Source organism: Egibacteraceae bacterium (genome assembly GCA_035540635.1).
Lineage (GTDB): Bacteria > Actinomycetota > Nitriliruptoria > Euzebyales > Egibacteraceae > DATLGH01.
Map to the genome: position 1 here is coordinate 1 of DATLGH010000090.1, position 17,161 is coordinate 17,161.

The 17,161-nt window shown below is 74.6% G+C and carries 17 protein-coding genes; 10 read left to right on the plus strand and 7 right to left on the minus strand.

The features are described 5' to 3' along the window. Both VM324_14140 and hutI read left to right on the plus strand, forming a co-directional pair. Positions 1-1,269 (plus strand): formimidoylglutamate deiminase (locus tag VM324_14140; protein HVM00429.1); only part of this gene is annotated, 1,269 nt, incomplete at its 5' end. Positions 1,270-1,315: 46 nt separating this feature from the next. Further along, positions 1,316-2,488: an imidazolonepropionase gene (hutI, locus tag VM324_14145; protein HVM00430.1), complete on the plus strand. Its 1,173-nt coding sequence runs from the start codon at positions 1,316-1,318 to the stop codon at positions 2,486-2,488. 10 nt (positions 2,489-2,498) lie between these two features. Here hutI and VM324_14150 read toward each other — a convergent pair whose 3' ends face one another. After that, positions 2,499-2,921, minus strand: a complete 423-nt coding sequence (locus VM324_14150) for an MmcQ/YjbR family DNA-binding protein (GenBank protein HVM00431.1) — start codon at positions 2,919-2,921, stop codon at positions 2,499-2,501. A 133-nt stretch (positions 2,922-3,054) separates the two neighbouring features. Further along, positions 3,055-3,909, minus strand: a complete 855-nt coding sequence (locus VM324_14155; protein ID HVM00432.1) for a class I SAM-dependent methyltransferase — start codon at positions 3,907-3,909, stop codon at positions 3,055-3,057. On the opposite strand from VM324_14155, the gene VM324_14160 reads away from it, so the two are divergent. Next, entirely contained in the window at positions 3,908-4,039 is a 132-nt protein-coding gene (locus tag VM324_14160) for a hypothetical protein (GenBank protein ID HVM00433.1), read from the plus strand. The genes VM324_14155 and VM324_14160 overlap by 2 nt on opposite strands. 4 nt (positions 4,040-4,043) lie before the next feature. On the opposite strand, the gene VM324_14165 is transcribed toward VM324_14160, so the two are convergent. The 3 genes from VM324_14165 to VM324_14175 are packed head-to-tail and all read right to left on the minus strand — an operon-like array spanning position 4,044 to position 6,801. Further along, positions 4,044-5,231: a SpoIIE family protein phosphatase gene (locus VM324_14165; GenBank protein HVM00434.1), complete on the minus strand. Its 1,188-nt coding sequence runs from the start codon at positions 5,229-5,231 to the stop codon at positions 4,044-4,046. Beyond that, complete coding sequence (locus tag VM324_14170; GenBank protein HVM00435.1) at positions 5,228-6,034, minus strand: alpha/beta hydrolase; 807 nt, start codon at positions 6,032-6,034, stop codon at positions 5,228-5,230. Before VM324_14170 ends, VM324_14165 begins: the two co-directional genes overlap by 4 nt. Before the next feature lie 29 nt (positions 6,035-6,063). After that, complete coding sequence (locus tag VM324_14175; GenBank protein HVM00436.1) at positions 6,064-6,801, minus strand: PIG-L deacetylase family protein; 738 nt, start codon at positions 6,799-6,801, stop codon at positions 6,064-6,066. Between the two features lie 689 nt (positions 6,802-7,490). Between VM324_14175 and VM324_14180 the strand changes: the two genes are divergently transcribed. From VM324_14180 to VM324_14200, 5 genes are all read left to right on the plus strand, one after another. Next, positions 7,491-10,523: a DEAD/DEAH box helicase gene (locus tag VM324_14180; GenBank protein HVM00437.1), complete on the plus strand. Its 3,033-nt coding sequence runs from the start codon at positions 7,491-7,493 to the stop codon at positions 10,521-10,523. Beyond that, positions 10,520-10,852, plus strand: a complete 333-nt coding sequence (locus VM324_14185; protein ID HVM00438.1) for a hypothetical protein — start codon at positions 10,520-10,522, stop codon at positions 10,850-10,852. The genes VM324_14180 and VM324_14185 overlap by 4 nt, the downstream gene beginning before the upstream one ends. Before the next feature lie 79 nt (positions 10,853-10,931). After that, entirely contained in the window at positions 10,932-12,029 is a 1,098-nt protein-coding gene (locus VM324_14190; GenBank protein ID HVM00439.1) for a glycine betaine ABC transporter substrate-binding protein, read from the plus strand. 66 nt (positions 12,030-12,095) lie between these two features. Continuing rightward, entirely contained in the window at positions 12,096-12,977 is an 882-nt protein-coding gene (locus VM324_14195) for an ABC transporter permease subunit (protein HVM00440.1), read from the plus strand. Next, positions 12,974-14,215, plus strand: a complete 1,242-nt coding sequence (locus VM324_14200) for a glycine betaine/L-proline ABC transporter ATP-binding protein (protein ID HVM00441.1) — start codon at positions 12,974-12,976, stop codon at positions 14,213-14,215. Before VM324_14195 ends, VM324_14200 begins: the two co-directional genes overlap by 4 nt. Positions 14,216-14,218: 3 nt before the next feature. Here VM324_14200 and VM324_14205 read toward each other — a convergent pair whose 3' ends face one another. Beyond that, positions 14,219-14,464: a DUF2277 domain-containing protein gene (locus tag VM324_14205; protein ID HVM00442.1), complete on the minus strand. Its 246-nt coding sequence runs from the start codon at positions 14,462-14,464 to the stop codon at positions 14,219-14,221. Positions 14,465-14,579: 115 nt separating this feature from the next. Between VM324_14205 and VM324_14210 the strand changes: the two genes are divergently transcribed. Further along, entirely contained in the window at positions 14,580-15,242 is a 663-nt protein-coding gene (locus VM324_14210; GenBank protein HVM00443.1) for a DUF6011 domain-containing protein, read from the plus strand. A 22-nt stretch (positions 15,243-15,264) separates the two neighbouring features. On the opposite strand, the gene VM324_14215 is transcribed toward VM324_14210, so the two are convergent. Further along, the gene (locus VM324_14215) at positions 15,265-16,080 is read right to left on the minus strand and encodes a hypothetical protein (GenBank protein HVM00444.1); all 816 of its coding nucleotides are present in this window, start codon (positions 16,078-16,080) and stop codon (positions 15,265-15,267) included. Between the two features lie 129 nt (positions 16,081-16,209). On the opposite strand from VM324_14215, the gene VM324_14220 reads away from it, so the two are divergent. Continuing rightward, entirely contained in the window at positions 16,210-17,025 is an 816-nt protein-coding gene (locus tag VM324_14220) for a methyltransferase (GenBank protein HVM00445.1), read from the plus strand. Positions 17,026-17,161 lie beyond the last annotated feature (136 nt).

A 17,161-nucleotide genomic window follows, 5' to 3' on the forward strand; every position in this document is an offset into this window, starting at 1 on the left:
GTCGCTGGGGTCGCGCCGGGGACCGGGGCGCCTGCCGGTGCGGAGCGCCTCGGGGGGCTCGTGCTGCCCGGGCTCGTGAACGCGCACAGCCACGCCTTCCAGCGGGCGCTGCGCGGGCGCACCCAGGCCGGCCGGGGCAGCTTCTGGACGTGGCGGGAGCAGATGTACGCGCTGGCAGCCCGCCTCGACCCCGACCGCGCCCGCGCACTGGGCCGCGCCGCCTTCGCGGAGATGGCGCTCGCCGGGTTCACCACGGTGGGGGAGTTCCACTACGTCCACCACGACGCCGGCGGCCGGCCCTACGCGGAGGAGAACGCAATGGGCGCCGCGCTCGTGGAGGCGGCCCGCGACGCCGGCCTGCGCATCTGCCTGCTCGACGCCTGCTACCTCACCGGCGGCATCGGCGTGCCGCTCGACGGCGTCGCGCGGCGCTTCGGCGACGGCGACGCCAACCGCTGGGCCGAGCGCGCCGAGGCTCTTCACGCCACCTACGCCGGGGCGGATGACGTCGTGGTCGGCGCGGCCGTCCACTCCGTGCGGGCCGTCCCCCGCGAACAGGTCCCCACGGTCGCCGCATGGGCCGAAGGTCATGGCGTGCCGCTGCACGCCCACGTGTCGGAGCAGCGCGCGGAGAACGTCGCCTGCGGCAAGGCCTACCGGCTCACACCGACCCGGGTGCTCGCCGACGCGGGGGCGCTCGGGCCCCTGACGACGGCCGTGCACGCCACGCACCTGACGGCCGGCGACATCGCCTGCCTCGGCGACGCCCACACGCACGTGTGTCTGTGCCCCACCACGGAGCGCGACCTCGCCGACGGCGTCGGGCCCGCCGCCCGGCTGCGGGACGCCGGCGCGCCGCTCACGCTCGGAACCGACAGCCACGCGGTCGTCGACGCGTTCGCCGAGGCGCGGGGCGTCGAGCACCATCTGCGCCTCGTCACCGGCCGCCGCGGCCACCTGCGCCCCGCCGCCCTCCTCGCGGCCCTCACCGCCGACGGGCAGGCGAGCGTCGGCTTCGCCGACGCGGGGCGCATCGAGGCGGGCGCGCGGGCCGACCTCGTCGCCGTGCGCCTCGACTCGGTCCGCACGGCCGGCGCGGACCCCGCCACGGCCGCGGACATGGTCGTGTTCGCCGGCGCCGCAGCCGACGTGACCGACGTCGTCGTCGACGGCCGCCGGGTGGTCCGCGACGGCGTCCACGCCCTCGGTGACGTGGGCCGCCTGCTCGCCGACGCGGTTGCGGACGTCCAGCGCGACGACGCCCCGTGAACCCCGCCCGCCCCGCACGCCCGGCGGCCAGCCCGCGGGGCGCGGAGTGAGCACGACGCTGTTCGACCGCATCGGCCAGCTCGTCACCTGCGCCCCGGAGCTCGGCGACGGCTCGCCCCTGGGGCTCGTCGGCGAGGCCGCGCTCGTCGTCGAGGAAGGACGCGTCGCGTGGGTCGGCGCGGCGGCGGGCGCCCCGGCCGCCGACGAGCGCGTCGCCGTCGGCGGGCGGTGCGTGCTTCCCGGCTTCGTCGACAGCCACGCGCACCTCGTATTCGCCGGCGACCGTTCCGAGGAGTTCGCTGCCCGCATGGCGGGGCGGCGCTACACCGCCGGGGGGATCGCGCGCACGGTCGCGGCCACGCGCGCGGCGGACACCGAGACGCTCGCGTCGGTCACCGCCCGCCTCGTCGACGAGATGGCCCGGCAGGGCACGACGACCGTGGAGATCAAGTCCGGCTACGGCCTGTCCGTCGAGCACGAAGCCCGCTGTCTGGCCGTCGCCCGACGCCACACCGACGAGACGACCTTCCTCGGCGCCCACGTCGTCCCGCCGGAGCACGCGGGGGACCCGGACGGCTACGTCGCCCTCGTCGCCGGCCCGATGCTCGAGGCGTGCGCGCCCCTGGCGCGATGGGTCGACGTGTTCGTCGAGCAGGGCGCGTTCGACGCGGACCAGGCCCGCGCGGTCCTCCGCGCCGGCGCGGCCCACGGTCTGGGCGCCCGGGTCCACGCCAACCAGCTCGGGCCCGGCCCCGGCGTCCGGGTCGCCTGCGAGGTCGGGGCGGCTTCCGCCGACCACTGCACTCACCTCGACGACGGCGACGCCGCCGCGCTCGCCGACGCGGGGGTCGTCGCGACGCTGCTGCCGGCGGCGGAGTTCTCCACCCGCTCGCCCTATCCGGACGCCCGGCGGCTGCTCGACGCGGGCGTCGTCGTGGCCCTCGCGACGGACTGCAACCCCGGCAGCTCCTACACGACGTCGATGCCCTTCGCCATCGCCCTCGCGGTGCGCGAGATGGGCCTTTCGCCGGCCGAGGCCGTGTGGGCCGCCACCGCAGGCGGCGCCCGGGCCCTGCGCCGCGACGACGTCGGCACCCTGCGCCCCGGCGCCGCCGCCGACCTCGTCGTCCTCGACGCGCCGTCGCACGTGCACCTCGCCTACCGTCCCGGCGTGCCCCTCGCCGCGGCGGTGTGGCGCGGGGGCCGCCGGATCCACTGAGGGCGGCGACTTACCCCTGTCCGCCCTCCCCGGCGTCGAGCCGGCGCACGAGGGTCACCGGCGCGACGCAGCGGTAGGCGTCGGCGACGATGCCGGCGACCTCCTGCCAGTCCGGGGCGACGTCGAGCCGCAGCCCGATCCAGCCGCGGTGGCCGACGTAGGGCGGACGGAAGAAGCGCTCCGGCTCGGCTTCGACCATCTCCTCCTGCACGCCCGGCGGCGCGGGGCAGACGAGGGCGAGGCGCCCGTCGCCGTGGTGGTCGTCGGTGAGGTAGCACAACGTCCGCTTGCCGCGTACGAAGAACGTCACGGCGCCGTGGCTGACCCGCTCCGTCACCTCCGGCATCCCCCCGCAGATGCCGCGCAACCGGTCGGTCGCGGCGGCGACGTCGGCGTCGCTGTACGGCAGCTGGTCCCGGGCCGTGGGCTGCATCGCCGACCGAGTATCCTACCCGCAGCGTGCGCAGTCGACGGCGCGGGGGCGTCGGCGGCCCAGCACCCGCGAACGCGCACAGAAACGGGTGGCCCGCGAACAGGGGTGCCAGGCACGCACCGCATGCCCGGGATCACCCTGAGGATGACGCGGTCCCGACACCGGCCCACTCCACAGCCGTGGAGGGCGACCACCAGAGGGTCGCGACCTCCCGCGCTCCGGGGGGCGGGAAGCGGTCCAAGAGCGTGCGGATCTCCGGGTCCCGCTCGGGCCCGACGCAAAGGCGTCGGCGCACCATGGCGACGAGGTGCTCCTCGTCGTGGTCGCGCCACGGGCGCTCCCAGCGCTCCACCGCGACGTCGTAGCCGAGCTCGCGGGCGACCTCCGCGGCGTCCGACGCGGTCGGCCCGTCCGGGCGGTGCAGCCCGTGCAGGTGCTGCCAGTACGGGTTCATCCAGGAGACAGGGTGCTCCTCGGTGAGCTCGACCACGACCCGCTGGCGGGCGTGATCGTTCAGGGCCCGCAGGAACGGCCCGGCGTCGGGCGCGTTGTAGAGCACGTTGTGGCAGACGACGACGTCGACGGGGGGAGCGCGGTCCGCGACCTCGGGCCAACGGCCCTCGACGAGCAGATGCCCGGCTCCCTGTGCCGCTGCGCGCTCGGCGAACGCCGCGAGCATGTCGGGGCTCTCATCGACCCCGACGAGGAGACTCGCGGGCGGCACGAGGGGCAGGCTGGCCGCCCCCCCGCCGCAGCCGACGTCGAGCACGCTGCCGCCCACGGGTAGCGCCTCGAGGGCAACGCGCCGCGAGGGCGTGTACCGGGTCACCGCGTCGTCCGCGATGCGGGCGAACAACCCGACGTCGAAGCCATAGGGGGGCTCCGGCGCCTGAGCGAGGATCTCCTCGGGCAGGGCCCACGCCGCGAGCGCGTCGGCCCAACGCCGCGCGGCCGGGCCGTGCTCCTGCGGGGACGGTGTCGTGGTCATGACCGGCGACTCTACCGGCAGGCCGCCGGGTAGGACGCCGGCACCCCGCCACCCCGCGGAGCCCTATCCTCCCGCCGGTGAACCCGACCTGCGTGACCTGGAGGCGGTCACCGCGCTGCTGCTCGGGTGAGCGGCTACGGCCGGGCGACGCCGAGGAGCACGGCCGCCATGTCGTCGCGCGGCCTGCCGCCCTGGAAGTCGACGACCTCGTCGACGACCGCCTTCGCGACCTCGGTCGCCGGCCGCCCCCGTCGGGCGTGAAGCGCGCGCTCGAGGCGCTCCTCCCCGAAGAACTCCCTGCCACGACGCCCCTCGACGAGACCGTCGGTGTAGCAGAACAGCGCCTCGCCCGGCTCGAGGACGAGCGTGGTGTCGGGCAGCACCGGATCATCCAGGACCCCGAGCAGGGTCCCCGCCTCACCCACCGGGCCCGTCCCCTCCTCCCGGACGAGGATCGGCAACGGATGCCCGCCGCTTGCGATCGTCGCGTGCACCCGGCCCTCGCCGTCGCGCTGCACGCAGAGGTACACGACGGTGCAATGGCGCTCAACGGCGTTGTTGCGCAGCAGGGCGGCGTTCAGCGTGGCGAGCACGACGCTCGGGCGGTGGCTGCCCATCGCGGCGGCGCGAATGGTGTAGCGGGCCAGCGCGGTGACCGCCGCCGCCACGGCGCCCTTGCCGCAGACGTCGCCGACGGCGACGGCCCAGCCCCCGTTGCCCGTCTCGAAGACGTCGTAGAAGTCTCCGCCGACCTCGTCGCCCCGCCCCGCGGGCCGGTAGGCCGCACCGACGTCGAGCCCGGGGATCACGGGAGGCGCGGGCGGGATGAGGCTCGCCTGGAGCGTCTCCGCGAGCACCCGCGCGCGTGCCTCGGACCGCTCGGCGTGCTCCCGGGCGCGGAGCAGCTCCCGCTCGTACTCGCGGCGGTCGCTGGCGTCGAGCACGCTCGTGCGGAGGACGTCGCCGTCCGGCGTGTGCACCCTGATGGCGTTGACGAGCACGGGCAGTCGGCTGCCGTCGGCGCGCACGAGCTCGAAGGCGACCTCGCGGGCCCGCCCCTGCATCGCGAGGAGCGGCGCGTAGTGCGTCTCGTGGTAGATGCGCCCGCCGACGCTGAGCAGGTCGACGAACCGGCGCGCGCCGACGAGCTCGTCGCGCTCGTAGCCGAGCCAGCTCAGCAGTGTCTCGTTGACGCGGATGATCGTCCCGTCCGGCAGCGTCGACAGGTAGCCGCACGGCGCGTGCTCGTAGAGGTCCTCCGCGTTCTCCGCGGGCACGACCGGCACCGCCACCTCCTCCTCGGGCGCGGGCCGGCTGCTCATGCCCGCGGGGAGGCGAGGAACGCCTTCATCGCCGCGACGGTCTCGTCGGGCGCGCTGAGGTTCGGGCAGTGTCCGGTGGCGGACATGCGCACGTACTCGCTCACCGGGAGGTGCTCGTGCACGTACTCGCCGACGGACTCGGGGGCGATCACGTCCGCCGAGCACTGGAGCACGAGCGCGGAGGTGCGGACCTGCGGCAGGTCCGTGCGGTTGTCGCTCAGGAACGTCACGCGGGCGAAGCGGCGCGCGATGTCGGGGTCCGTGCGGCAGAAGCTGTTCGTGAGCTCCTCGCCGAGCTCGGGCCGGTCCGTGTTGCCCATGATCACCGACGCCATGGCGCTCGACCAGCCGAGGTAGTTGCTGTCGAGCGACTCGAGGAGCTCGTCGATGTCGGCCCGGCTGAACCCGCCGGTGTAGCCCTCGTCGTCGATGTAGCACGGCGACGGGCTGACGAGCACGAGGCGGGAGAAGCGCTCGGGCTCGGCGATCGCCGCGAGCACGCCGATCATCGCGCTCACCGAGTGCCCGACGAAGATGACCCGTTGCAGGTCGAGCTCCTCGCAGATCACCAGGACGTCGCGCGCGTAGCCGTGCAGCGACCAGTACCGCGCGGGGTCGTAGGCCGACAGGTCCGAGCCGCCCGCGCCGACGTGGTCGAAAAGCACGATGCGGTAGTCGTCGGCGAACGCCGGGGCGACGAACCGCCACATGTGCTGATCGCACCCGAAGCCGTGCGCGAACAGCATCGGCTGGCCGTCCGCACGACCGGAGATGGTCACGTTGTTGCGCGCTCGGACGTCCATGACGAGGTCTCCTACCTTTCGACGACCGGTCAGCCGCCCTCGAACGTGAACAGCTCCACCGCCACCGCCGCGTCGCAGCCAACCGTCGTGCCGGCGTCCGCGAGCAACCAGCGCAGGAACTCGGGGTCGCCCATGGGATGGTCCCCGAGCGCCTCGAGGTAAACCCTGTGCTCGGCGAGGGAGGCGACCGCGAGATCCACCGTGTCGCTCACGTCGATCGCGTGACGCGCCTGCGGCGAACCGGCGACCATGACCCTGCGCGCCTTGTGCGCCTCCCCGCCGACCCGGGGGAAGATCCAGCGGTTGCCGGCGTCGGCGACGGCGTCGATGACCGCCGCGCCGACAGCCCGGTGGTCCGCGGAGTTGAGCGCCCCCGCCTGACCCCAGGTCTCCCGGTGGTTGATCGTCACGACGGTGTCGGGGCGGTGGCGGCGGATGGCCGCCGCGAAGTCCCGGCGCAGCTCCGGGCCGTACACGAGCACGCCGTCGGCGTGGTCGAGGAACTCCACGACATCCACGCCGACCACCGCGGCGCTGCGCTGCTGCTCCGCGACGCGCAGCGGCCCGCACTCGTCGGGCGCGAGCCCGTCGATTCCCGCCTCCCCGCGCGTGGCGAGCAGGTAGACGACCTCGTGGCCCTCACGGGTCCATCGTGCGACGGCGGCGGCCGGCCCGTACTCGAGGTCGTCGGGGTGCGCCGCGATTGCGAGCACCCGCCCGACGTCCCCCTCGAACAGCTCCCGTTCGGGCCCCGACGAGCCTTCCATGGTCGACCTCCCGGGTCCCCGTGCCCCACGCATCGGGACGACCCAGACTACGGTCCGCCGAGCGCTGCGTGCGAGGGTATCGGCACATGCGCCGCTTCGCCCGGTGCACCGCGTCGAGGCGGATTCGACGTCCACCCTGCGCGAGGAGCTATGGGGAGCGGGCACTCGCTGCGGCGCCCGCCGCGAGGCCTCAAGGCTCGTCGTACGTCGGATTCCACATCACCCGGCGAACCGATGGTTGCGGAGCGCCGCGCCCGGAAACGGTAGAGTGGCAGCGTCGCAACGGACCGTCGATCCCTGCGGGGGTCCGGTCAAAGGTCCGGGTCGACGCGAACCGGCAAGGCGTGCGGGAGCCGCCCGACGACGAGCTACGGGGCCTGCCGGTCGGATGGCGTCGCGGTCGCCCGCGTGCAGGGGCGTCCGCGGTGGACGGCTGACGCGCGGCCGGCTCGGCCGGCTGGAAAGAGGGAAGACCGATCAGCACGAGCACGCAGTCAAACCCGCTCACGGCGCGCGAGTTCCGGCGGCTTGCGCAGGCGCACGTCGACGGGTGCGCCTCCGACGCCGACGTCGCCGCGCTCGAGGCGCACGAGGACGATTGGATCTTCGCCCTCGAGGAGCTGCTTCGCGACGCCGAAGCGGCACTGGAACGGGTCCGCGCGAACGTCACCGGTCCGGAGCGCGAGCTCGTGCTCGCCGACTTCACCGATGAGCGCGACCGGATCGACGCCGCGCTCACCGCGCTGGCCGGTGAGCACGAGCCCGAGCCGGAGCCCGCGCACCGGTCCGCGCGGCGGACACCGGTCGAGCCGCCCCCGTCCGACGAGCCGGCCATCGCGGGGCTCCAGCTGTCGTGGTCGCCCGGCCACGTCATCGCCTGGGCCGCCGGCGCGGCGGCCGAAGCCGATGCCGTCGAGGCGGTCCGTGCCCGGCTGCACGCCGCAGCCGCGACCGACGCCTGGGCCGGCGCGCCTCCCGTGACCCTGCCCGGCGGCGGGAAGGCCGAGGCGGTGGCGGCACCGCTGACCTCCGTGCTCGGGTGGCTTGTCGCCCTCGACTCCACCGCCGGTGACGAGTCCCTTGGGGCGAGCGCGACCTGGCTCGGTCTCGCGGCTGCGCTCGCGGTCCGCCTCGTCGCCCAGGGCCGCATGGTCCCGCAGCTCGAGAAGGTCGCCGGCAAGGCCGAAGGAAACGGCCGCGCCGGTCGCTCGGCGTTCGCCGTGCGCTGGGCGCCGGCCCTGATCGACGGGGACGAGCTCGCGGCGCTGGCCCGGTCTCGCCCCGGGTCGGTCGCGGCCGTGCACGGCGCCGGCCAGGACCCCCGGGCCTTCACCGAGGCCGTAGTCGGCGACTTCATCGACGCGATCTGCCGGGACGCCGCGGCGCGCGTGGAGGTTCCGGCGCCCCCACCCGACCCGCGCTCCGACCAGGAGCTCGCCGAGGCCTTCCTCGCCCGTCTCGACGGGACGGCGTTCTCCGCCTCCGAGCAGCGCGCAGGCGAGCTCAGCCGTGGACTCGCGCGCTGGGCACGGCCCCTCACCGGGCATGGCCGGCCCCGGCTCGTCGTGCAGCTCGACCCACCCGACGAGGGTGACGTCTGGCATCTGCAGACGCTCCTCGGGGAGGACGGGGAGCGCCCGACGCGGGTGGAGGCGGCCATGTCGACGGTGTCGTCGAGGCGGCGTGAGGGCATCAAGCGTGAGCTCGAGCGCCTCGAGGCGCTCTACCCGCCGCTGCTGCGCGGCAAGGCCTCCCGGCGGGGCGAGGTGGCGCTGAGCCAGGACGAGGCCTGGGACCTCATGACCGGCACGGGACCGGTGCTCGTGGCCGCCGGCTTCGACGTGCGGGTGCCTCCCCTGTCCCGCCGCAAGCCCTCTCCGGGGCTGCGCCTCACCTCCACGCAGGCTCAGGACACGGCGGTCGGGGCCCAGCAGCTCACGAGCGTGCGCTGGTCGGCGGTTTTCGACGACGTCGAGCTCACCGCCGCGGACATCACCCGGCTCGCGGCCGAGGCCCGCCCGCTCATCAAGGCCCACGGCCGCTGGGTCGAGCTCGACCACGCCGACCTCGAGGCCGCCGCGGCCGCGCTCGCCGAGCGGGCCGACCGCACCCGCCTCACCGGGGCGGAGATGCTCCGCCACGCGCTCGGCCTCGACGGGCCGTCCCTGCCCGGCGGCATCAGCGTGGCCGGCGACGGGTGGGCGGCCGATCTCATCCGCAGCGCCGGCAGGATCGCCGAGCATCCGTCGACCAACCCGCCCGGCTTCGCGGGTGAGCTGCGCGGCTACCAGGCCGAGGCGCTCGCGTGGTTGGAGTTCATCGCCCGCGCCGGCCTCGGCGGGTGCCTGGCGCTCGACATGGGCCTCGGCAAGACCCCCGTCATGCTCGCGCACCTGCGCGCGACCGCGGGCGGCAACCCCGCGCTCGTCGTCGCACCGCCGGCGGTCGTCGGCAACTGGGCCGCCGAAGCGCGCCGGTTCGTCCCCGACCTCCGCGTGGTCGTGCACCACGGGTCGAACCGCGCCGAGCGGCCCGACATCGCGGCCGAGGTGGCCGACGCCGACCTCGTCATCACCACCTACGGCACCGCGGTGCGCGACATCGACGCGCTCGAGGACGTCGCGTGGGACACGCTCGTGCTCGACGAGGCGCAGGTCGTGAAGAACCCCACGAGCGACACCGCCCGGCAGCTGCGGCGGCTGGCGGCACGAACCCGTGTCGCCCTCACCGGCACGCCGATCGAGAACGGCCTCGGCGACCTGTGGGCGCTGCTCGACTTCACGAACCCCGGGCTCGTCGGGGACCGTGCGACGTTCGTCGCGCAGCTGTCCCGGCGGGGCGACGCCCGCAGCACCGCCGAGCTGGCGCTGCGCACGCTGAACGGCGTGCTCGTGTTCCGCCGGACGAAGGCGGAGCCACTCATCGCCGCCGAGCTGCCCGACCGGATCGACGTGCTCGACCACTGCCCCATGACCCCCGAGCAGGTCGGGCTGTACCAGGCGGTGCTCGACGACCTCGTGGCGGCGAGCGCGGAGGAGGGGCCGCCGCGGAAGGGCGCGGTGCTCGCCGCGATCACCGCCCTGAAGCAGATCTGCAACCACCCCGCCGGCTACGTCGACCGGGACGGACCGCTCGCGGGCAGGTCGGGCAAGCTCGCCCGCCTCGAGGAGCTTGTCGACAGCGCGTTCGAGGCGGGGGAGCGGGTGCTCGTCTTCACCCACTTCGCCTCCTGGGGGGAGCGCCTCGCCGCGCACCTCACCGAACGGACGGGGCTGCCTATCGCGTGCTACCACGGCGGCCTCGCGCGCGGCCCGCGCGACCGCATGGTGCGTGACTTCCAGCAAGGCGACGGGCCGGGCGCGCTCGTCCTGTCCCTGAAGGCCGGTGGGACGGGGCTCAACCTGACCGCCGCGAGCCACGTCGTGCTGTACGACCGCTGGTGGAACCCCGCGGTGGAGGACCAGGCGCGCGACCGGGCGTGGCGCATCGGCCAGACCCGCACGGTGGTGTGCCACCGCCTCGTGTGCCCCGGCACCGTCGACGAGCGGGTCGAGGAGGTCGTGGCCGGCAAGCGCCGCATCGCCGACCTCGTGCTGCCCGAGTCCACTTCGATCGACGACCTGCAGAGCGACCAGCTGCGGGCCGCGCTCGGTCTCGACCCCGACGCGCTGCTCACCGACGACACCGTCTCCGACGGGCCGCACGCGGGGGTGGCCGCATGAGCCGCTCGCGCAAGCAGCAACCGGCCCAGCGCGCACGGGGGGACCGGCGCCGCCGCGGTGCAGGCGGCAAGCGGCGCGCCGACGAGAACGTCGCGGGCTTCTGGGGCGCGCCGTCCCAGCTGCCGCCCGCGCGCCACGACGTGCGGATCACCGACGTGCCCGCCGCCACCGTGCGCTCACTCGGTCCGCCGCCACTGCCCGGCCACGAGGTGGTGGCCGAGCACTACTTCGCGGCGGTGTACGACCGGGCGGTCGCGCTCGCCGGCGCGCTCGCGGCCGTTGGCGGGCTCATCGAGCCCGACGAGCTCGTCGACCGCGACGGGGACTGAGCGGGGGGCTGGCGCTCGGGACGTCGCCGGTGCACGATGGGAGGCCGCGTCCCTGCGCACCTGTGCTGGAGGCCTCGACATGCGCGCCCGACTCGGCTCCTGGGCCCCGCTCACCGCGCTCATGCTCGCGCTCGCCGGCTGCGGCGAGACGGCGCCCGACGAGCCGGGCGCCGCACCGGCGGGGGGCACCATCACGTTCTGGGACGGCCAGTGGGAGAGCCTCGACGTCAACAACGCCATCGCGGCGTTCGTCCTCGAGCACGGCTACGGCTACGACACCGAGACGGTCGTGCTCGCCGCGCCGGTCATGGAGCAGGCGCTGCCCCAGGGCGACATCGACGTGGTCATGGAGCTGTGGGCGGTCAACCGCGTCGAGTGGTACGAGCAGGTGATCGCGGAGGGCACGGTGATCGACATCGGACCCGTGCTCGAGCGCGCGACGCAGGGCTACTACGTGCCCCGCTTCGTGATCGAGGGTGACGACGCGCGCGGCATCGAGCCGGCGGCCCCCGACCTCGAGTCGGTCTTCGACCTGCCCGACTACGCCGACGTGTTCGCCGACCCCGAGGACCCCGGCCGGGCCGCGCTCGTCAACTGCCCGCCTGACTGGGAGTGCGCGGCCATCACCGAGGTGAAGTTCGCCGCCTACGGGCTGCTCGACGACGTGAACATCCGCAGCCCCGGGTCGCCTGGGGCCCTGGACGCGGAGCTGGTGGGAGCCTACGAGCGCGGCGAGCCGGTCGTCGGCTACTACTGGGAGCCGACGGCGCTCATGGGCCGCTTCGACTTCGTGCAGCTCGACGAGCCCGAGTGGACCGAGGAGTGCGAGGCCGCCAACGAGCAGGCCCGCGAGCAGGGGCTCGCGTCCGCCGACGTGCCCGCGCCCGCCGACGTGCCCGAGGAGGCGGGTTGCGGCTTCCAGACGCACCCGGTAACCAAGGGCATCCACGCGGGCCTGCAGGAGCGCGCCCCCGAGGCGGTCGAGTTCCTCGAACGCATGGAGGTGGGCACAGACCCGTTGAACGAGGCCGGGGCGTTCATCGTCGAGCACGACGCCGACGCGCAGGACGCGGCGCTGTGGTTCTTCGAGAACTACGACCACTGGAGGGACTGGCTCGACGGAGAACCCCTCGAACGCGTCGAGGGGGCGCTGCGCGACGCCGGCGTGGACGTGTGAGTTCGTGCGAGGCTGGTGGGCCGTCGTGGCGCCGCGCGTGGCTGGCGCGACAAAGGGAGGCCGGAGATGGACCTCGGCTGGCTGACGGAGTTCCCCGAAGAGCTGCGCCTACCGCTGGCGGACTGGGTCGACCGCCTCGTCGCCTTCCTCCTCGCGCACTTCGGTGAGCTGTTCGCCGCCATCCGTTCGGCCATCCTGTTCGTGCTCCTGCCCATCGAGCGGGCCCTGCTCGCCTTGCCATGGAGCCTCGTCGTCGTGCTCCTCGCCGTCGCGGCGTGGCGGGCCGGGGGGTGGCGGCTCGCCGCCGGCGTCACGATCGGGCTCGTCGCGATCGCCTCGTTCGGCACCTGGACCGCGACGATGATCACCGCCGCGATCGTCGTCACCGCGGTCGTCGTGGCGGTGACCACCGGCATCCCGCTCGGCATCGCCATGGCCCGCAGCGCCCGGGTGAGTGCGCTCATGCGCCCCGTGCTCGACTTCATGCAGACCCTGCCGAGCTTCGTCTACCTCGTCCCCATCGTCATGCTCTTCCGGATCGGCCGGGCCCCAGCGCTCATCGCCGTGCTCGTCTACGCCATCCCTCCGGTCATCCGGCTCACCGAGCTCGGCATCCGGCAGGTGCCCGGTGAGACCGTGGAGGCGGCTGCGGCGTTCGGTTCGACACCGGCGCAGATGCTGCGCAAGGTCGAGCTGCCGCTGGCGTTCCCGACGATCATGGCGGGGGTCAACCAGACGACGATGATGGCCCTCGCCATGGTCATCGTCGCCTCGCTCGTCGGAGCGCCGGGACTCGGCGAGGTGGTCCTTCGCGGGCTCGGGCGCCAGGACGTCGGGCTCGCGTTCGTCGGTGGGATCGCGATCGTCATTCTCGCCATGGTCATGGACCGCATGACGCAGGCGTTCGCCGGGGGCTCGGGCGTGGCGAGGCGGAGCACGGGAGCGTGAGCGGGCAGCCGAAGATCGTCGTGCGCGGGCTCTCCAAGGTCTTCGGCCCGCATCCCCGCCGGGCGCTCGAGCTGCTCGCAGAAGGCTGCACGAAGGAGGAGATCCTGCGGCGCACGGGAAGCACGGTCGGGGTGGTCGACGCGAGCTTCGACGTGCACGACGGCGAGACCTTCGTCGTCATGGGCCTGTCGGGCAGCGGCAAGTCGACGCTTGTCCGGTGCATCAACCGACTCGTCGAGCCCACTGCGGGCAGCGTGCTCATCGACGGCGACGACGTGGTGCGCATGGGCGCCTCCGGCCTGCGCGACCTCCGACGCCGCAAGGTCGCCATGGTCTTCCAGCACTTCGCGCTCCTGCCGCACCGGGACCTCCTCGGCAACGTCGCCTACGGGCTCGAGGTGCAGCGCATCGCCCGCGACGAGCGGGAGCGTCGCGCCCGCGAGGCGCTCGCGCTTGTCGGGCTGGCCGGCTGGGAGTCGAGCCTGCCCGACGAGCTGTCCGGCGGGATGCAGCAGCGGGTCGGCCTTGCTCGGGCGCTCGCCACGGACCCCGACATCCTCCTCATGGACGAGCCCTTCTCCGCCCTCGACCCGCTCATCCGCCGGGAGATGCAGGACGAGCTCATCGACCTGCAGAGCAGGATCGATAAGTGCATCGTGTTCATCACGCACGACCTCGACGAGGCGCTGAAGCTCGGCGACCGCATGGCGATCATGCGGGAGGCCAGGATCGTGCAGGTCGGTCGTCCCCAGGAGATCCTCCGCCACCCCGCCGACGACTACGTCGCCTCGTTCGTCCAGGACGTCGACGCGTCACGGGTGCTGGTCGCCCGTGACGTCATGACCGACGTCGGAGACGTCGTGCGCGGGGGTCACGCACCCGACGTCGCGCTGCGCATGATGCAGCGCGCGAGCCGGTCGAGCGCGTACGTCACCGACGCGGAGGGCAGGTTGCTCGGACTGCTCACGGCCGACACCGCGGCCGAGGGGCGCAGGGCGCAGGTCGACGCGGTGCGCGACCTGCCCCTCGATGGGTACGCGGCGACGCCGCCCGACACGGCCCTGCGTGCGCTCATCCCCATGGCGGCGGAGGAGCCCTACCCCATCGCGGTCGTCGACGCCCAGGGCAAGCTCGTCGGCATGGTCCCCCGGGTCGCGCTGCTGCGGGGACTCGTCGGAACCGAGCCGCCAGCGGCGGGCAGCGCGCAGCCCGCCGGGATCACCCGAGGGGAACGATGACCCTCAGCGGCGGACCCGGCGCTGCACCGGCTCAGCGGGTCGTGAGCCCGCCACGACGACGAGGCCGTCGAGCAGCCGCCGGGTGACCGCGGCGATGTCGTCGACCGCCCTGTCGAACACCGCCGCGTTCGCCTTCGACGGGGCGCGGTAGCCGCTGACCTTGCGCACGTACTGGAGCGCGGCGTCGCGCACCTCGGTGTCGCTCGCCGGTGGTTGCGCTCCGCGCAGCTGCTGGATGCTTCGGCACATTGCACAACCTTAACCGCGTGTCCCGGTCGGAGGGCCGGACCTTCGGACACGTCCGCGGCCGTCAAGCGCGCGCCCCGATCGGCCGATACCGCTCCCAGAGGAGAGGGAATCGGCAATGGGACTCGCAAGAAAGCTGCAACCCGGCTCCGCGGGCGGCCTCCATCCGGTCGCGACCCGGCCGGTGGACCTGCTCGAACGTGGAATCGACCAGGGCTGGCAGCGTGCGCAGGGGATGGTCGCTCTGCTGTCGTGGGACGACCTTTCGCAGGCGCTGACGTCCCAGCGCGCCGGACTGATCGACGCGTGGCTCACGCTCACGTCGGTCGGCAACGGCGCGCATCTGCTCGTGGTGCGCGCGGCGTTGCTCGCCACGACCCGCCGGCCCGACGACCGCCGCCTCCACCCTGCCGGCTTCCAGCCGGGTGAGCGGCCGGGGGAGTGGTTCAGGCCGGTCGGACCCCACGACCTCGACGTCATCGTCCGGGTCCTGAAGGGTCCGCTCGAGGTCGCGCACCCGCAGGTCCTGCGGTTCTCGCTCCTCGCTGCGGACGCATCCCCTCTTCGGCTGCTGTTCGGGCCGCTGCGCGAGCAGGCGCGCCGCCCCGTGGCCGCGGGTCCGCACACGCAGACGTGCCCGGCGGGCTCGACGCCGTCCGGTCCGCCCTGCAGGGGCTGCGGCCAGCCGCTGGAGGACCCGGAGAGCGTCGCGCGCGGCTACGGTTCCGTCTGCTGGAAGGCCCTGGTGGGCGGCAGCTCCACCGGCGCCGGCCCGCGCTGACCCGCGGCCCGCGGGCCGGCGGTCAGGAGCCCTCGGGCGAGCCGACCCGGTAGCGGGCGCGGTAGCGCCGCTCGAACCACGCGAGACCCCCCGCGAGCAGCACGAGGACCGCGCCGTCCGGAACGGCCCCCTCGCCTCCCTCGACGGTGCCCCTGCGCGGGAAACCCGTGGAAATCCGCCCCGGCGCGGCCAGCACCTGGGACGGTGCGCCCTCGGGCGGGGCGACGGCCACGCCCGGCGCGGCGATCATCGGGGGCAGCACGCCCGGGGCCTCCCCCTCACCCATGCCGAGGCCACCGAGACCGGTCGCGTAGCCCTGCTGCAACCGCGGCGCACCTGCCGACCCGGCGGACGGCCGCGGAGCAGCGACCGGAGCGGGGGGAACCTCACCACTCGACTGCACACCCGCCTCGGGGGGCGCCGCCTCCGGCGGAGGGGGCCCTGCTTCGCCCGGGGGCGGCTCGCCGGGCGCCGGCTCCTCGCCGGGTGGCGGAGGCGGGTCCTCCGACGGCGGAGGCTCGCCGTCGGGTGCCGGCTGCTCGGGCGACGACTCGGGCGGCGCCGCGGGGGCGTCCTCGTCGGGTTCGACGCCCGGGAGCAGGGTAGACCCCTCCCCCTCCGGTGTCGGCACGGGGACGGTCGCCCCACCACCGATCGGGCCCTGGTGCGAGTCGGCCGCGGCCTGGCCGCCGGTGGCGAGCACCAACGTCAACGCGGCGGCCGCCACGAGCACAAGCAGGTGACGGTCGCTGCCGGATGAGCAGGCGGCCCGCGTGGGATGCGCGGCCGGCGCTTGGAGGGGGGAGGAGCTCCTCCGCGCCCTCGGGAACGACGGCATACAGGTCTTCCTTGGTCGACGGCCGGACCGACGGTACCCGCTTCGCCCGGCAGATGACAACACCCCTTTCCCCGCTCCGAGGTGGCAGGATGTGTGGCGTGGTCGGCCGCGCGGCCGGAGCGGGGGGATATGGGCGAGTACATCTACGACGCGGGCTGGAAGCGGGAGCGCGAACGCCTGCGCAGCCTCGAGGCGACGGCGGACCCCGCGACCCTCGCGGCGTTCGCCGCGGTCGGCGTCGCACCGGGCTGGCGGTGCCTGGAGGTCGGTGCCGGCGGGGGTTCCGTCACGGCGGCGCTCGCCGCCCTCGTCGACCCGGGCGGTACGGTCGTCGCCGTCGACCTCGACACCCGGTTCGTCGAGGCGCTCGATGCGCCGAACGTCGAGGTCCACCGCCTCGACATCACCACCGACCCGGTCCCCGGTGGCCCCTTCGACCTCGTGCACGCCCGCGCGGTCCTCGAGCATCTGCCCTCGCGTGACGAGGTGCTCGCCCGGCTCGCGGCGCTGCTCCGCCCCGGGGGATGGCTCGTGGTCGAGGACGTCGACTTCCTGCTCCCCGTGAACGCCGACCCGGCGGCGGTCGCCGCGCCGACGCCGGAGGTCGCCCGGCGACTGGCGGCGATGTGGCGGGCGAACGCGACGTTCATGGCGACGAGCGGGGTCGACCCCGAGTACGGCCGCTGGCTGCCCTTCCGGCTCGCCGACCTGGGACTCGAGGGCGTGGGAGCCTCGGCCGCCGCGCAGGTGCTGACCCCGACGGCACCGTCGTTCGCAGCGGCCCGCTGGTCACTGGAGCACCTGCGGGGACCGCTCGTCCAGCAGGGCCTCCTGCGCGACGAGGAGGTCGACGCGCTGCTGGACGACCTCCGCCGCCCCGTCAGCGGGTGGGGGCCGCTGTTCGTGACCGCGTGGGGGCGGAAGCCCCCGGTTGCGGCCGCCTAGGCGGGCTGCCAGCAGGTTGGCGAGCGGGAAAGTTCCCCGCACGGTGTGTATCACCGGGGGGTGGACGCTGCTCAAGTAGACAGTGAGTCCGACCGGTTGGGCGGGGGGAGCCGGCCGGCGGGGGACTCGCAGGCGG

Bases quoted from the DNA above. Each gene is read 5' to 3' on its own strand.
- VM324_14150 (HVM00431.1), bottom strand. From the start codon at position 2,921: ATGCAGCCCACGGCCCGGGACCAGCTGCCGTACAGCGACGCCGACGTC.
- VM324_14160 (HVM00433.1), top strand. From the start codon at position 3,908: ATGACCGGCGACTCTACCGGCAGGCCGCCGGGTAGGACGCCGGCACCC.
- VM324_14155 (HVM00432.1), bottom strand. From the start codon at position 3,909: ATGACCACGACACCGTCCCCGCAGGAGCACGGCCCGGCCGCGCGGCGT.
- VM324_14165 (HVM00434.1), bottom strand. From the start codon at position 5,231: ATGAGCAGCCGGCCCGCGCCCGAGGAGGAGGTGGCGGTGCCGGTCGTG.
- VM324_14170 (HVM00435.1), bottom strand. From the start codon at position 6,034: ATGGACGTCCGAGCGCGCAACAACGTGACCATCTCCGGTCGTGCGGAC.
- VM324_14175 (HVM00436.1), bottom strand. From the start codon at position 6,801: ATGGAAGGCTCGTCGGGGCCCGAACGGGAGCTGTTCGAGGGGGACGTC.
- VM324_14185 (HVM00438.1), top strand. From the start codon at position 10,520: ATGAGCCGCTCGCGCAAGCAGCAACCGGCCCAGCGCGCACGGGGGGAC.
- VM324_14190 (HVM00439.1), top strand. From the start codon at position 10,932: ATGCGCGCCCGACTCGGCTCCTGGGCCCCGCTCACCGCGCTCATGCTC.
- VM324_14195 (HVM00440.1), top strand. From the start codon at position 12,096: ATGGACCTCGGCTGGCTGACGGAGTTCCCCGAAGAGCTGCGCCTACCG.
- VM324_14205 (HVM00442.1), bottom strand. From the start codon at position 14,464: ATGTGCCGAAGCATCCAGCAGCTGCGCGGAGCGCAACCACCGGCGAGC.
- VM324_14210 (HVM00443.1), top strand. From the start codon at position 14,580: ATGGGACTCGCAAGAAAGCTGCAACCCGGCTCCGCGGGCGGCCTCCAT.
- VM324_14215 (HVM00444.1), bottom strand. From the start codon at position 16,080: ATGCCGTCGTTCCCGAGGGCGCGGAGGAGCTCCTCCCCCCTCCAAGCG.
- VM324_14220 (HVM00445.1), top strand. From the start codon at position 16,210: ATGGGCGAGTACATCTACGACGCGGGCTGGAAGCGGGAGCGCGAACGC.